Source organism: Roseibium suaedae, assembly GCF_900142725.1.
Lineage (GTDB): Bacteria > Pseudomonadota > Alphaproteobacteria > Rhizobiales > Stappiaceae > Roseibium > Roseibium suaedae.
Genome location: NZ_FRBW01000002.1, coordinates 1 through 14707, shown reverse-complemented (window position 1 = coordinate 14707; position 14707 = coordinate 1). Strand labels below are relative to the sequence as shown.

Here is a 14707-nt window from a genome sequence, read left to right as displayed (position 1 = left end):
CCGATCGAATTCAGGAAAAACGGCACTCCGCCAGAGCTCCAACTGGCGGAATGCGTTTTGGCTTCAGGCCTTGGCTCTCACATAGCTGCCGGGCGCGTCTTCCAGGATCTTGACCCGGTTTGCGCCGGGCTTGCGCGCCTTGACCTCTTCGCCATCCTGCTCACGGATCCAGGCATCCCAATGGGGCCACCAGGAGCCGGCATTCTCCGTTGCTGCATCCAGCCAGTCGCCAAGGTCTCCCTTGGGCGTTGCCCCGGTCCAGTACTGATATTTGTGCTTGGCCGGAGGGTTGACCACGCCTGCGATATGGCCGGAGCCCGAGAGGACATAATTGACCGGACCGCCGAAGCAGGAGCTGCCGAGAAAGACCGACTGGGGCGGGGCGATGTGATCTTCGCGAGTGGCCAGGTTGTAGATCGGGATCGTGACCTTGGAGAGATCCAGCCTCTGGCCGCCGACTTCCATTTTCCCCTTGGCCAGATTGTTCTCCAGATAGCAGTTCCGCAGGTAGAACGAGTGGTTGGCCGCAGGCATGCGGGTAGAGTCGGAGTTCCAGTAGAGAAGATCGAAGGGGAAGGGATCCTTGCCCTTCAGGTAATTGTTCACGACGTAGGACCAGATCAGGTCGTTCGAGCGCAACATGTTGAAGGCAGACGCCATTTTGGAACCGTCGAGATAGCCCTGTTCGGCCATCTTCTTCTCCAGCATGGAGATCTGTTCCTCATCCACGAAGACCTTCAGGTCACCTGCAAAGGTGAAATCGACCTGGGTGGTGAAGAAGGTGGCGCTGGCAATGCGCTTGTCGCCGGTTGCGGCCATATAGGCCAGAGTGACCGCCAGCAGCGTGCCGCCGACACAATAGCCGATGGCGTTGACCTCTTCCTGCTTGGTGGCCTTTTTGATGATGTCGAGGGTGTTGAGAATACCCTCCTTCATATAGTGCTCGAAGCTCTTCTCCGCCTGCCGGGCATCCGGGTTCACCCAGGAGATGACAAAGACCGTATGACCCTGGTCAACGCACCATTTGATGAAGGATTTCTCAGGGGTCAGGTCGAGAATGTAGAACTTGTTGATCCAGGGCGGGACGATCATCAGCGGGCGCTTGAGCACCTGGGGCGTCGTCGGCTCATACTGGATGACCTGACAGACATCGTTCTGGGCAATCACCTTGCCGGGGGTCAGGCCAAGATTCTCGCCGAGGGAAAACTTGCTCATGTCCGTCTGGCGGATCTTGAGGTCGCCGTGCCCAGCCCGGATGTCCTCCACCAGATGCTGCATACCCTTGACCAGGTTTTCGCCATTGCTCTCGACGGTCAGCCTGAGGAGCTCCGGATTGGTCATCAGGAAGTTCGACGGCGACAGGGCGTTGGAGATCTGGTTGACGTAGAACTCGGCCTTGTGCCGGGTGTGTTCGTCCAGATCCTTGGCGTCGAGAACCAGATCCTCGGCCCACTTGCTGGTGATCAGGTAGAGCTGCTTGATGAAGTCGAAATACTGGTTGTTTTCCCAGTCGGGATCGGCAAAGCGCTTGTCGCGGGAAGGGGGGCAGGCGGCAGGCTCGGTTGCTTCGCCCATCATGCGCTTGAGCGATGAATTCCACAGGGTGATATAGCCATTCATCAGGCGGGTCTGGGCCGCGACCGCACGCTCGGGGTCGGAGATCCAGTATTCTCCAACCTGCGCGAGGGTCTTGATGATGTTGGTCAGCTCGTCCGTGCCGTCCTGCTTCACCTCGCCCTTCTCGCGGGGCTCCAGATAGGCGGCGAGGGCCTTGCCAGCATTCTCGAGGGTCTTGGCCAGATTCTGTGCGAAGGCTTCCGGATTGTTGATGATGTATTGCAGCACCGGATGCTGCCGGTCTTCAGTCATAAATTCGGATCCCCTCCGACTAGTCCGGACTGACGCGCGGCCCGATTGGCCTGCGCCCGCCAACTCCCACGAAACCTTCCGTAACGGACAATCCAATGTCTTGCGTTGCGGGCGCTCAAGCGCCTCTTGCGGTGCAAGCCACCGATTTGTGTGACCGTACAAGGTATTTATGACATGATTTCCCTTGCGGCGTCGAATGGGAAAATACGGATTGCATCGCGTAGAAATTGCTGCGTTGCGGTTCTGAAGGCCCTGGCTTCTTCCAACCTGCCCAAATCCACCCTACATAGGGCGCGGCCCTCAGCCGACACCCCGTTTTCAACGTTTTCTGGACTTCCCGTGACGCGCCTTCCGATCCTTGCCCTCCTGGTCACACTTGCGCTCCTGCCTGCGGGCTGCGCTCTTGGCCCTGAATCCTCCCTGATCGATGCAATGCAGAGTGCTCAGGCAGGTGGGGTCCCCAAGCCAAAGGTCGTGACCTCGACCACGCCGGCCCCGCCCAAGTCGTCGGACAAGGCAGCAACCATCTCCCATCTGCGCGGACTGAGTGCGAGCCGTCAGAAAAAGCAGGACAATTCCATGCAGTCTTCGGTCGAAGAATTGCTGCTTTTGCGCCAAAAACAGCAGGGTGACCTTATGGAAGTGCCTGCCAGTGGCGGCATCTCTCAAAATTAGCTGTCTATTGCCTTAAAGACGGGTGCGCATTTTCCAAGGTGCTGATAAAAGGGCGCTGCCGCAGCCGGAGCGCAATTGGCTCTGCTGACGGAAAACAGCATTTTGCCGAGCGAATTTAAGGACCCGCGCCATGGAGGAATTCCACAAGACGAAACGGCTTCCGCCGTATGTCTTCGAACAGGTCAACCGTTTGAAGGCCAAGGCGCGAGCGGCGGGCGCGGACATCATCGATCTCGGCATGGGCAATCCGGATCTTCCGACCCCGAAGCATATCGTCGAAAAGCTGACCGAAGTGGTTCAGGACCCCCGGTCTCACCGCTATTCGGCCTCCAAGGGCATCAACGGGCTCCGCAAGGCACAGGCTGGCTATTATGCCCGCCGGTTCGGCGTGAAGCTGAACCCGGACACCCAGGTTGTCGCGACACTGGGGTCCAAGGAAGGCTTTGCCAACATGGCGCAGGCGATTACCGCGCCTGGCGACGTGGTGCTGAGCCCGAACCCCAGCTATCCGATCCACACCTTCGGCTTCCTGATGGCCGGCGCTGCGATCCGCTCCATTCCGGCTGAGCCCGGTCCGGAGTTCTTCCATGCGCTCGAGCGTGCGGTGATCCATTCGGTGCCCAAGCCGCTGGCGATCATTCTCTGCTATCCGGCGAACCCGACCGCCTATTGCGCGGATCTGGATTTCTACAAGGACGTGGTGGCTTTCGCGCGCAAGCACGAGATCTTCATCCTGTCGGATCTGGCCTATTCCGAGATCTATTTCGGCGACACTCCGCCGCCGTCGGTCCTGCAGGTTCCAGGTGCAATCGACGTGACGGCCGAGTTCACGTCCCTGTCCAAGACTTTCTCCATGCCGGGCTGGCGCATGGGCTTTGCAGTCGGCAACGAGCGCCTCATCGCCGCTCTGACCCGCGTGAAGTCCTATCTGGATTACGGCGCGTTCACGCCGATCCAGGTGGCGGCCACTGCGGCGCTGAACGGGTCGGACGAATGCGTTGCCGAAACCCGCGCGATCTACAAGAAACGCCGGGATGTGGTGATCGAATCTTTCGCCCGCGCCGGGTGGTCCATGCCGGCTCCCGAAGCCAGCATGTTCATCTGGGCGCCGATCCCGGAGAAGTTCAAGGCGCTCGGAAGCCTTGAATTTTCCAAGCTCTTGCTTGAAAAGGCCGAAGTAGCTGTTGCACCGGGCATCGGTTTCGGTGAATACGGCGATGACTTTGTCCGGATCGGACTGGTGGAGAACGAACAGCGTCTGCGCCAGGCTGCCCGGAACGTGCGCCGTTTCCTGGAAACAGCTGAAACGACGCTGCATAATCAGGTCCCGCTCGGGGCCTCCCGCTGACATTTAATAGATCTGGATTTGCGTGACTTATGGCTAAGGCGTTGAGACTGGGGATTGCGGGGCTCGGAACTGTTGGAGCGTCCGTTGTCCGTCTTCTGGCCAAGCAGGGTAACCGGATCGCGGTAAAGACCGGCAGAGCCGTTGAGGTGGCTGCGGTGAGTGCGCGCGATCCGAGCCGTGACAGGGGCTTGGACCTTACCGGAGCCACATGGTTCACCGATCCGGTCGAAATGGCCAAGTCGGATGGTATCGATGTCTTCGTCGAGTTGATCGGCGGAGACAACGGTCCGGCCGAGGCCAGTGTCCGGGCTGCGCTGGAAAGCGGCAAGCATGTCGTGACCGCCAACAAGGCGCTTCTTGCCAAGCATGGCGTCGAACTGGCAGCCCTTGCCGAAAAGAACGGCGTCAACCTGAATTACGAAGCAGCGGTTGCTGGCGGCATTCCGATCGTCAAGACCCTGCGCGAAAGCATGGCCGGCAACGAGATCGCCCGCGTCTATGGCATCTTGAACGGCACCTGCAACTACATCCTGACCCGGATGGAAGCCGAAGGCCTGTCCTTCGGGGAATGCCTGGCCGATGCCCAGCGTCTGGGCTATGCCGAGGCCGATCCGACCTTCGATATCGAAGGCTTCGACACGGCTCACAAGCTGGCTCTTCTGACCAGCCTGTCCTTCGGAACCAAGATTTCCTCCGATGATATCTATGTGGAAGGGATCACCTCGATCACGACCGCGGATATTCAGGCCGCTGATGAGCTCGGCTACCGGATCAAGCTGCTGGGCGTTGCCCAGCGGACCGAAACCGGCATCGAGCAGCGTGTGCATCCGACCATGGTGCCGAAATCTTCCGCCATTGCCCGTATCGATGGTGTCCTGAACGCGGTTGCTGTTGATGGCGACTTCGTCGGCGAGATCGTACTGGCAGGACCCGGCGCAGGCGGCAACGCCACGGCCTCTTCGGTCGCAGCCGATATCGCGGACATTGCCCGCGGCGATCTTTCGCCTGCTCTTGGCGTGCCGACGGCCGAGCTTGAAGACTATGTGCGGGCGCGCATGCGGCTGCATGAAGGCGGTTACTACATCCGTCTGTCCGTTCCGGATCGTCCAGGTGCCTTTGCCGAAATCGCCCGCAGCATGGCGGACGCAGGCATTTCGCTTGAATCCATCGTGCAGCGCCGGCGCGAGCAGATTGCTGGTGATGACGCTGAAGGATCACCCGAGGTTCGTCAGACCGTTATCCTGATCACGCATGAAACAACCGAAGTGGCGGTGAGGGAAGCTCTGGAAGCCATTTGTGCCAAGGGGGTGGTCGCAGGATCACCTCAAATGATCCGTATTGAGAAACTGTCCTCGTGAGGGGGTCATCCCCGGTCTTCGGGCCGGTGGGGTGGCAGGAGAACTGGAGAACCTGATGTCGAATGCTGAAGCCACCGCGTCGAGCGGCCTGGACCGAATTCTGACGCTGGAACTGGCCCGTGTGGCCGAGCGTGCAGCCGTTTCCGCAGCTCGTCTGCGTGGCCATGGTGACGAGATGGCTGCTGACCAGGCCGCTGTGGACGCCATGCGGCGCGAGTTGAACCGGCTTCCGATCGACGGCACCGTCGTGATTGGTGAAGGCGAGCGCGACGAAGCTCCGATGCTCTACATCGGCGAAAACGTCGGCACCAAGCAGGGCCCGAAGGTCGATATCGCCCTCGACCCGCTGGAAGGCACCACGATTTGCGCGAAGAACCTGCCGAACTCCCTGGCCGTGATTGCACTGGCTCCGGAAGGCGGTCTTCTGAACGCTCCGGACAGCTACATGGACAAGATCGCGATCGGACCGGGCTACCCGGCCGGCCTGATCGATCTGGATGCGCCGATTGCTGAAAACCTGGCGGCTGTTGCCCGGGAAAAGGGCGTGAAGATCCACGAGATCACCGCCTGCGTTCTCGACCGTCCGCGTCACGCCCGTCTGATCGAAGACATCCGCGCGACCGGTGCGGCCATCCGCCTGATCGGCGATGGTGACGTTGCCGGTGTGATCCACACCACCGACACCGAAGAAACCGGTATCGATCTTTATGCCGGTATCGGCGGCGCGCCGGAAGGCGTGCTGGCGGCAGCTGCCCTGCGCTGCATTGGCGGCCAGATGCAGTCCCGCCTCGTGATCACCCGCGATGAGCAGGTCGAGCGCGCGCACCGCATGGGCATCGACGACATCAAGAAGAAGTACACCCTTGAAGAAATGGCCGGCCCGGACGTTCTCTTCGCCGCAACCGGCGTGACCGACGGCAACCTGCTGCAGGGCGTGCGCTTCGGCCGGAACCACATCACCACCCATACGGTCGTGATGCGTTCTTCCACCGGCACCGTGCGCTACATCAAGGCACAGCACCACCAGCTGGAAAAGTTCCACCTGGATTGATCAAGACGCGGCGCCGGAGGCCCCTGGTCTCCGGCAGTCTCCCGAACAGCCTCCGGCGGTCTCGCGGATATGCTCCGGCCGGATGCAATGAAATCGGATGAAGCGATGAGATGGACCGGTCTGAACGGCCAGGCAAGGACGGCACGATGAACGGCCCGGCAGCGGATAGCAGCCCGGGCCGTGCCGTTTTGGGCGTATCCCGGTCCGCCAATGACAACACATGGCGCGAACGGCTGACCCAGGCCGAAGTTCTCGCCGCCATGACGATTTCCCAGCGCTCCGGCCTGCCGGATGTGCTGGCGCGGGTCATGGCTGCCCGTGGTGTCGTTCCGGAACTTGCCGAAGAATTCCTGTCGCCTTCCTTGAAGACCCTGATGCCGGATCCCTCCAGCCTTGTGGCGATGGATCAGGCTGTTGCCCGTGTTGCCGATGCGGTGCAGGCGGGAAAGCGGATCGCGATCTTCGGCGACTATGACGTCGACGGGGCGACATCTTCCTCGATCCTGGCGCGGTATCTGCGCTGGATGGGGCTGGAAACGGTCATTCATATTCCCGACCGCATCATCGAAGGCTACGGCCCGAACGGCCCGGCGATCGAGGCCCTGCGCGCAGGCGGAGCGGAGCTTCTGGTCACGGTCGATTGCGGCAGCACGTCTTTCGAGGCCTTCGGGGTCGCAAGCCGTCTTGGGCTCGATGTGGTCGTTCTCGATCACCACCAGGTTGGCGAGGAGCTTCCGGCGGTTGCGGCCCTGGTCAATCCGAACCGGCAGGATGATCTGTCGGGGCAGGGGCACCTTGCCGCCGTCGGCGTCACTTTCCTGTTTCTGGTCGGGCTGAACCGCGAATTGCGGGCTCGTGGTGCTTTCAACGGCCGGACGCCGCCGGATCTGATGTCGCTGCTGGACCTTGTGGCGCTTGGAACCGTGTGTGACGTGGTGCCTTTGCAGGGGCTGAACCGAGCCTATGTGACGCGGGGACTAGAGGTCATGCACCGGCGTGGCAACTCCGGTCTGTCGAACCTGTGCGATGTCGCCCGTGTCGGCGGCAAGCCTGCGGCCTATCACCTTGGTTTTCTTCTTGGCCCCCGCATCAATGCGGGCGGGCGCATCGGCGATGCAGCCCTGGGCGCTCGCCTCCTGACATGCGAGGACGAGAGCGAGGCGCGGGCGATTGCCGAGCGTCTCGATCAGCTCAATGCCGAACGTCAGGCCATGGAAGCGGTCATGCTGGAACAGGCCGGTGCCCAGGCAGCCATCTCCATCGATCAGCAGGATCCGGCAGTTCTGCTCACAGGCTCGGAAGACTGGCATCCCGGGATCGTCGGGCTGATTGCGTCCCGGTTGAAGGATGCCCACCGCCGCCCGGCCTTTGCCATCGCCTATGATGACAGCGGCAAGGGCACAGGCTCCGGCCGGTCGATCCAGGGTGTGGATCTGGGCAAGGCGGTCCGTCAGGCTGTGGATCTGAAGCTGCTGGAGAAGGGCGGCGGCCATGCCATGGCAGCCGGTCTGACCGTGCGCAAGGAGCGGGAAGGGGAGCTGATGGCCTTCTTCAACGAAACCCTGCGCGCGGATGTCGAGGTGGCTGCGTCTCACCGCGACCTGAAGATTGACGCCGCCCTGACGGCGACAGGGGCAAGCCTGGAGCTGATGGAACAGCTGGAGCGGGCTGGTCCCTATGGCGCCGGTCATCCGGAGCCCGTCTTTGCCTTTCCCGCGCATCGTGTGTCCTTTGCCGATGTGGTTGGCAACGGTCATGTGCGTGCAACCATTGCCGCGCCGGATGGCACCACGCTCAAGGCGATCGCCTTCAAGGCGGCTGACAAGCCTCACGGCAAGATGATGCTGGACGAGCGGGGCCGGAACCTGCATTTCGCAGGCACGCTTTCTGTCGATACCTGGCAGGGAACCCCCAAGGTTCAACTTCGCATTCTGGATACGGCTGATCCGCAAAAGGTCCGCGTTTGAGCCTGCTACGTGCAGTCCTTGCGGGCGGACAATAAAAACAGCCCTCGTCATTTATGCTTAATGGCCTTTAACCCTTTCGCAAGGAGCAGCGGGTTAGGGTCACCCTAGGTGAAGAAAACGCCAGGGACAGCAATGACCGCTCAGGATGAGTTGAAACAGATTTTTGCCGAGTTGGACCGGTCCACGGATCGGGTACTCGACGGGCTGGCTCAGGTGCGCAGCGGATCGAAACTGACTCGTTTTCGTCCTTCCCGCCTGTTGCTCGGATGCGAAATCGGGTCGGCTCTCGCCCTCGCAATGCTTCTCAAGCTCTGGCTGGAGCGCGGCTTTTATTGAGATAAGCTTCATCAGGTTTACCTTCCGCCGGAAATACGGCAACACTCCAGCAGGCTCAAAGGCCTGCTTTTTCATTTTCAGCAGACGGATTTTTCCATGCAGGACTATACGATCGCTCTCTGGTCTTTGAATGCGGGTGTTGTGCCTTCTTCCCTCGGCGCGTTCATCGAGCGCATCGAGGAGCGGATTCTGGAGGCCAAGTCCAAGGGGGCACGGCTTCTGATGATGCCGGAATATGCGATTGAAGCCTGTCTTGCGTTCAAGCCGGAGGGTCTTGAGCCGACGAAGGAGATGGCCTTTCTGGCGTCTGTTGCGATCGATCTGGTGGAGGGGTTGAAGCCGCTGGTCAAGAAGCATGGGCTGTCGCTGCTTGCAGGCTCCCTTCCTGTCGCCTCCGGGGAAGGGCACACCAATACGGCGGTGCTTCTGACGGCGGATGGCCGCGAAATCCGCCAGGACAAGCTGGCGTTGACGCCTGGCGAGAAAGACCCGGAAAGCTGGATGCTGACCGGCGGCAACCGGCTTTGCACCTTCGAACTGGATGGCTTGAAGATGGCGATCCTCATCTGCCTCGATGTGGAAATGCCGGGTCACTCCAGTTTGCTTGCCAGGGAAAATATCGACCTGCTGCTGGTGCCTTCCATGACCAGTTACCTCTCGGGCTATCATCGCGTGTTCGACTGCGCCAAGGCGCGGGCCGTGGAGCTGATGACGTCCGTCGCCGTTTGCGGCGTGGTCGGGGCTTCTCCGGCGTCCACCCAGAACGACACCAACGTGTCGGGTGCCGCGCTCTATGTTCCCTGCGAGGAGGAACTGGGGTTCACGGGCGTTGCGGCCAGCATTGCGCCGACGGGGGGAGAATCAGGTGAAGAGCCTTTCCTGATTGCAAACGTTCCGGTTGAATCTGTCAGAAAATTGCGCGGTGGAGCTGCGGAAGTGTGGCCGGGGGCCTGGTCAGTTGCACATGTGTGCATCACTGAGGCCAATATCGACCGCTTTTGACGGTTGAAGGGTTGAATCCTGTGTTTAGCCGACCATATCCTGTGGCCAGGGCAGCAAAAGCCTGCCTACTCTTTTCCATTGTCCATTTGGATCCGGGATCCGGCGATGACTTTGACCCTCTCTTCCAGGAGGGCCGCACGGCCATTCTTTCGTGCGGTAACCTCTCTTTTCCAGAAGCCGCCGCGCCTGCAGATTGCGGCGCTGTGTTATCGGCTCGTGCAGAGCGAGGGCTCTGAGAAGAAACAGGCTGAAGTGCTCATGGTCACCTCCCGGGGCACCGGCCGCTGGATCCTGCCCAAGGGCTGGCCGATCATGTCCCGCAAGGGCCACAAGACCGCCGAAATCGAGGCCTATGAGGAAGCTGGTGTTCGTGGCAAGGCGTCCAAGAAGCCTTTCGCGACATTTCAGTCCCACAAGGGGTTCAAGGGCGGCTTCGCCGTTCCGACCGATGTGCTTGTCTACCTGGTCGAAGTGAACGGGGAAACCCAGGACTATCCGGAGCTCGGACAGCGCAAGCTCAAGTGGCTCCCGGTCGAGGAAGCCATGCGGATTGCATCCGAACCGGGTATCATGCGTGTTTTGTCGCGTTTTGATAGTGAGATGGCTAACATTTTGGCCTCCCGGTAATCTTGGCAATTGACCTTTTGTGAGTTTCCGCTATCGCCTCTGGATCAAGATGGCTGAATGCCTCATCAGAACCAGAAGCGGGACCACCTTCAGGTATGACCAACTACAAGAAACCGACACTCGACAAGGACCTCGACAAGCTCGGCTACATGGAAGATGCCGCCGGCAATCTCAGCCGAAGGCTCGTTGCGCCTGGCGTCGCGCTTCTTTTCATCGTTCTGTCTGCCGTGATTGCAGGCGCCACTGGCATTGGTCAGCCGGGTCTCTTCGTCACGGTCGCAGCCGCTGCGATCGGGGCCTATATGGCGCTGAACATCGGCGCGAATGATGTTGCCAACAATGTCGGTCCTGCCGTCGGCTCCCGCGCCATGACCATGACCACCGCTCTGGTGATCGCCGCGATCTTCGAGAGCGCCGGCGCTCTGGTCGCAGGCGGGGATGTGGTCAGCACGATTTCCAAGGGCATTGTCGACCCGGCCAGCGTGGCCAATCCGGGCATCTTTACCGCCGCCATGATGGCTGCGCTCATGTCCTCCGCGCTCTGGATCAACCTTGCGACCTGGATCGGTGCTCCGGTTTCCACCACCCATTCAATTGTTGGCGGGGTGATGGGCGCAGGCATTGCCGCTGCTGGCTTTGCCTCCGTTCAGTGGGGCACCGTTGGCAGCATTGCGGCAAGCTGGGTGATCTCGCCGCTCTTTGGCGGCATTGTCGCTGCGGCCTTCCTGGCCTTCATCAAGAATTTCATCGTCTATCAGGATGACAAGCTGGCAGCGGCCCGGCGCTGGGTGCCGGTTCTGATCGCCGTGATGGCCGGATCCTTCACGGCCTATCTGGCGATGAAGGGCCTGAGCAAGGTTATCAAGATTGGCCTGGGTGAGGCTTGCGGCCTTGGCTTCGTGGTGGGGCTTGGGTCCTGGATCGTTGCACGCCCTCTGGTAGCCCGCCAGTCGAGGGGGCTTGAGAACCGCAACCAGTCCCTGCGCAAGCTCTTTGCCTTGCCGCTGATCTGTTCCGCCGCACTCCTGTCCTTTGCCCATGGTGCCAATGACGTCGCCAATGCGGTCGGTCCTTTGGCTGCCATCGTACACACGGCGGAACTGGGCGATGTGGTCGACCAGGTCAGCATTCCGCTTTGGGTCATGGCGGTCGGTGCTCTCGGTATTTCCTTTGGTCTCGTGCTGTTCGGACCGCGCCTCATTGACATGGTCGGTGCCCAGATCACCAAGCTCAACCCGATGCGGGCGTTCTGTGTGGCCTTGTCTGCGGCCATCACAGTGATCATCGCGTCTGCTCTGGGCCTGCCGGTGAGTTCCACCCATATCGCCGTGGGGGCGGTCTTCGGCGTCGGCTTCTATCGTGAATGGTACACGGAGAACTCCGCCCGCCGCATGGCCTACATGGAGCGCAAGCACGACACCAAGGTCAAGAAGGTCCGACCGCTCAAGAACCGGGAAGAACAGACGAGGCGCAAGCTGGTCCGCCGGGCGCATTTCATGACCATCGTCGCTGCCTGGGTCGTGACGGTTCCGGTCGCGGCTGTCCTTTCCGCCGTGCTCTATTTCCTTCTTGCGCCGTTCCTGGCCGGATAAGGCTCTGGTTCGGGCGAAGCAAGCCGGTGCCGGTCTGACCTTCAGACCATGCTTGCCTTGGCAAAGCGTTCCGACTGCTCGATGGCCAGCTCCGCCCAGACCGGCAAGTGATCCGACGCAATCTTTGCCGTTGCGGATTTGTGCACGCCTGCCGTCATCACCCGCACGTTCGGGCTGGTGATGATCCGGTCGAGGCTTGCCACCGGCATGGGCGAGGGGAAGCTGCGGCCCGGTGTCGTGACTTCGAAATGGGGTGAGAACAGCTTCAGGCTGGAGGCGCCGTCCCGCCACTCGTTGAGATCCCCAACAAGCACCGTTGGCATGTCATGGGCACTGGAGTGAATCTGGTCCATGATCGACAGGATCTGGCGCTTGCGGAACGTGCCGACAAGGCTGAGATGCATCGAGGCAATGCGGATGCGGATGCCTTTCACCTCAACCTCTGCCGTGACAGCGCCGCGCGGTTCCAGCTGGGGCAGGTCCAGACGGCTGCAGGAGAGGATCCGGGCAGATTTGCGCACCAGCAGCGCATTGCCATGCCAGCCGAGGCTTTTGCTGCGGACTGCCAGCGGCACGATCTGAAAATCGGTCTGATCGGCAATTTCCTCCGGACACAGGGTACTTTGACGGGGCCCAAAGCGCCTGTCAGCCTCCTGCAGGGCGAGTATGTCGCAATCCATCTCGCGGATCACCTGAAGCGTTCGTTCAGGACGCCGGCGCGCATCGACGCCGATGCTTTTTTGAATGTTATAGGATCCGATCTTGAGCATGGGGCCTGTTTGTTCGGTCTGATTGCAAGGTTTCAAGCAGCTTTATCCAAATTGAGGCGTTCCATGACGCTTTCAAGGGCCATGAGGCACTGAGGGTCAATTCCCGTGCCCGCATCCTCGCGCAGGATACCGAGAGCCTTGGCCACGGGCATGGCCGCCCGATAGGGGCGATCTGCGGTCAGGGCATCAAAGATATCGGCCAGGGTGACGATCCGCGTTTCCATGGAAATCTGCTTGCCGGATAGTCCGTCCGGATAGCCCTTGCCATCGAGCCGCTCGTGATGGCCGCGGGCAATCTGGGTCAATCCCCTGAAGGCGGTGCTGCGCGACAGGATCTGGTCCGAATAGACCGGATGATTGCGCATCGCGAGCCATTCCGTATCGGAAAGCTTCCCGGGCTTGTCCAAAATGGCATTGCTGACACCGAGCTTGCCGATGTCATGAAGCAGGGCGACCCGCTTCAGGGACTGGCGGTCTTCATCGCTGTAGCCCATCGCCTCGGCGATCATGTCTGTATAGATCGTCACACGTTCGCTGTGACCTGCCGTATAGGGGCTTTTGCTGTCGATCACCTCGGCAAAACCCTCGGCGATATGATCCAGCATTCCGGCGGTCACGATGCGGGTCGAACGGCCGGGGGCCAGCTCATAGACTTTCCGTTCCAGATCCGGGCTGGCCAGGTCTTCCCAGAATTGCTTGTCTGCCGAGGCGCTGAGGAAGGCAGAGACAAGGGCGGGATCGAACCAGCCGCCGGCACGAATGCTGATCTCGCGGCGGGCCGCTTCCGGCGTGGTGCTGGTCTGGAAGACGTCGGCCACCTGGGCCATCAAGGCAATTTGAGAGCTCACGGGTATGGCGGTGCCTGACAGCCCTTCCGGCTTGCCGGAACCATCCCAATGTTCATCCAGCGAACGGATGCCGGCGCAGACCGTCTCCGAAAACCCCATCTTGGCGGCAATATCCGAGCCTTTGTGGCAACGGGTTTCGATCAGCTCCGAAGTGATCTCGCCGCCATTTTGCAGGATATGAACGATGGCACGGACCCGTTCGGCAAGACCATGACTGAGACCCGTATGGGAGAGAACGAAGCGCAGCGCCTGGGATAGGCTGCCGTTGACGAACTTGTAATCGCGCTTGAGGGTCAGGTCGTCGGCCAGATAGAGTTCGCAGATCCGCGCCGCATTGCTTGAGCAGCCGAGATCCTTCAAGAGGATTGCATAGTAGATGTCTTCATGCAGGCTTTCGGGCAGGCCCGCAGCCTTGGCGACAGCCATTCCGATCCAGCAGCAGCGCAGGCTGTGGCCTCTCGGCTGACCTTCGGTCATGTCCAGCGCGTGGGTCAGGGCACCGATCAGGCCTGTCAGTGGCAGGTCAAGCGAAAGTGTTTGTGGAAGCATTCTAAGCGGCCCCGCATGTTCAACCGGGCCACGACACCAGAAAGCTCTTAAATAAGTCCTGTTTCGGGCGCTGAAATCCGTAGGTTTCCGGTCTTTTGCGAGCTTTCTTCCCATCGGATCTCTCCATGAGCTGCATGTCCCTCATTGGGTTTTCTTGTAGTGCAAGGTCAGCTATCACGGGTCTGCAAATGACACGGCTGCTTCGCGGCAGCGCATGGAGATGATTTGATGCAGACGAGAGCGGCTTTGGCGGTTGGGGCGGGCAAGCCCCTTGAGGTAACGACGGTGAATCTTGAAGGTCCGAAGGCCTTTGAGGTTCTGGTCGAGATCAAGGCGACGGGCGTTTGCCACACGGACGAGTTCACGCTGTCTGGCGCCGACCCCGAAGGCCTGTTCCCGGCGATCCTGGGCCATGAGGGCGCGGGCGTTGTCGTGGAAGTGGGCCCGGGCGTGACCACCCTGAAGCCGGGCGATCACGTGATCCCGCTCTATACGCCCGAGTGCCGCCAGTGCGAATACTGCCTCAACCCGAAGACCAACCTGTGCCAGTCGATCCGCTCGACGCAAGGGCAGGGCCTGATGCCGGATGGCTCCTCGCGCTTCACCACGATGGATGGCGGGAAGATCCTGCACTACATGGGCACGTCCACCTTCTCCAACTTCACGGTCGTGCCGGAGATCGCTCTGGCGAAGATCCGCGAAGACGCGCCGTTCG

The 14707-nt window shown here is 60.8% G+C and carries 13 protein-coding genes; 10 read left to right on the top strand and 3 right to left on the bottom strand.

The window, feature by feature from the left end:
• Positions 1-63: 63 nt before the first annotated feature.
• Positions 64-1869: a PHA/PHB synthase family protein gene (locus tag BUA94_RS07075; RefSeq protein WP_073011180.1), complete on the bottom strand. Its 1806-nt coding sequence runs from the start codon at positions 1867-1869 to the stop codon at positions 64-66.
• 339 nt (positions 1870-2208) lie between these two features.
• On the opposite strand from BUA94_RS07075, the gene BUA94_RS07070 reads away from it, so the two are divergent.
• From BUA94_RS07070 to BUA94_RS07030, 9 genes are all read left to right on the top strand, one after another.
• Complete coding sequence (locus BUA94_RS07070) at positions 2209-2544, top strand: hypothetical protein (protein ID WP_073011179.1); 336 nt, start codon at positions 2209-2211, stop codon at positions 2542-2544.
• A 130-nt stretch (positions 2545-2674) separates the two neighbouring features.
• Positions 2675-3892, top strand: coding sequence for an LL-diaminopimelate aminotransferase (locus tag BUA94_RS07065; protein WP_073011176.1), 1218 nt, complete (start codon positions 2675-2677; stop codon positions 3890-3892).
• Between the two features lie 29 nt (positions 3893-3921).
• The gene (locus tag BUA94_RS07060) at positions 3922-5250 is read left to right on the top strand and encodes a homoserine dehydrogenase (protein WP_073011173.1); all 1329 of its coding nucleotides are present in this window, start codon (positions 3922-3924) and stop codon (positions 5248-5250) included.
• A gap of 55 nt (positions 5251-5305) precedes the next feature.
• Positions 5306-6301, top strand: coding sequence for a class II fructose-bisphosphatase (gene glpX, locus BUA94_RS07055; protein ID WP_073011170.1), 996 nt, complete (start codon positions 5306-5308; stop codon positions 6299-6301).
• Positions 6302-6447: 146 nt separating this feature from the next.
• Positions 6448-8268: a single-stranded-DNA-specific exonuclease RecJ gene (gene recJ, locus BUA94_RS07050; RefSeq protein WP_073013704.1), complete on the top strand. Its 1821-nt coding sequence runs from the start codon at positions 6448-6450 to the stop codon at positions 8266-8268.
• Positions 8269-8400: 132 nt separating this feature from the next.
• A complete protein-coding gene (locus BUA94_RS07045; RefSeq protein ID WP_073011167.1) occupies positions 8401-8604 on the top strand; it encodes a hypothetical protein in 204 nt (67 codons plus the stop codon).
• Positions 8605-8700: 96 nt separating this feature from the next.
• Positions 8701-9606 carry a nitrilase-related carbon-nitrogen hydrolase gene (locus BUA94_RS07040; RefSeq protein WP_073011164.1) on the top strand — a complete coding sequence of 302 codons (906 nt, stop codon included), beginning with the start codon at positions 8701-8703 and terminating at the stop codon, positions 9604-9606.
• A gap of 105 nt (positions 9607-9711) precedes the next feature.
• The gene (locus tag BUA94_RS07035) at positions 9712-10233 is read left to right on the top strand and encodes an NUDIX hydrolase (RefSeq protein ID WP_073013703.1); all 522 of its coding nucleotides are present in this window, start codon (positions 9712-9714) and stop codon (positions 10231-10233) included.
• Between the two features lie 95 nt (positions 10234-10328).
• Positions 10329-11825, top strand: a complete 1497-nt coding sequence (locus BUA94_RS07030; RefSeq protein WP_073011160.1) for an inorganic phosphate transporter — start codon at positions 10329-10331, stop codon at positions 11823-11825.
• Between the two features lie 41 nt (positions 11826-11866).
• Here BUA94_RS07030 and BUA94_RS07025 read toward each other — a convergent pair whose 3' ends face one another.
• Both BUA94_RS07025 and BUA94_RS07020 read right to left on the bottom strand, forming a co-directional pair.
• Positions 11867-12595, bottom strand: a complete 729-nt coding sequence (locus tag BUA94_RS07025; RefSeq protein WP_073011157.1) for an endonuclease/exonuclease/phosphatase family protein — start codon at positions 12593-12595, stop codon at positions 11867-11869.
• Positions 12596-12627: 32 nt separating this feature from the next.
• Positions 12628-13992, bottom strand: coding sequence for an HD-GYP domain-containing protein (locus BUA94_RS07020; protein ID WP_073011154.1), 1365 nt, complete (start codon positions 13990-13992; stop codon positions 12628-12630).
• Between the two features lie 228 nt (positions 13993-14220).
• Here BUA94_RS07020 and BUA94_RS07015 point away from each other — a divergent pair.
• The coding region (locus tag BUA94_RS07015) for an alcohol dehydrogenase catalytic domain-containing protein (RefSeq protein WP_175558013.1) at positions 14221-14707 on the top strand (487 nt) is incomplete at its 3' end.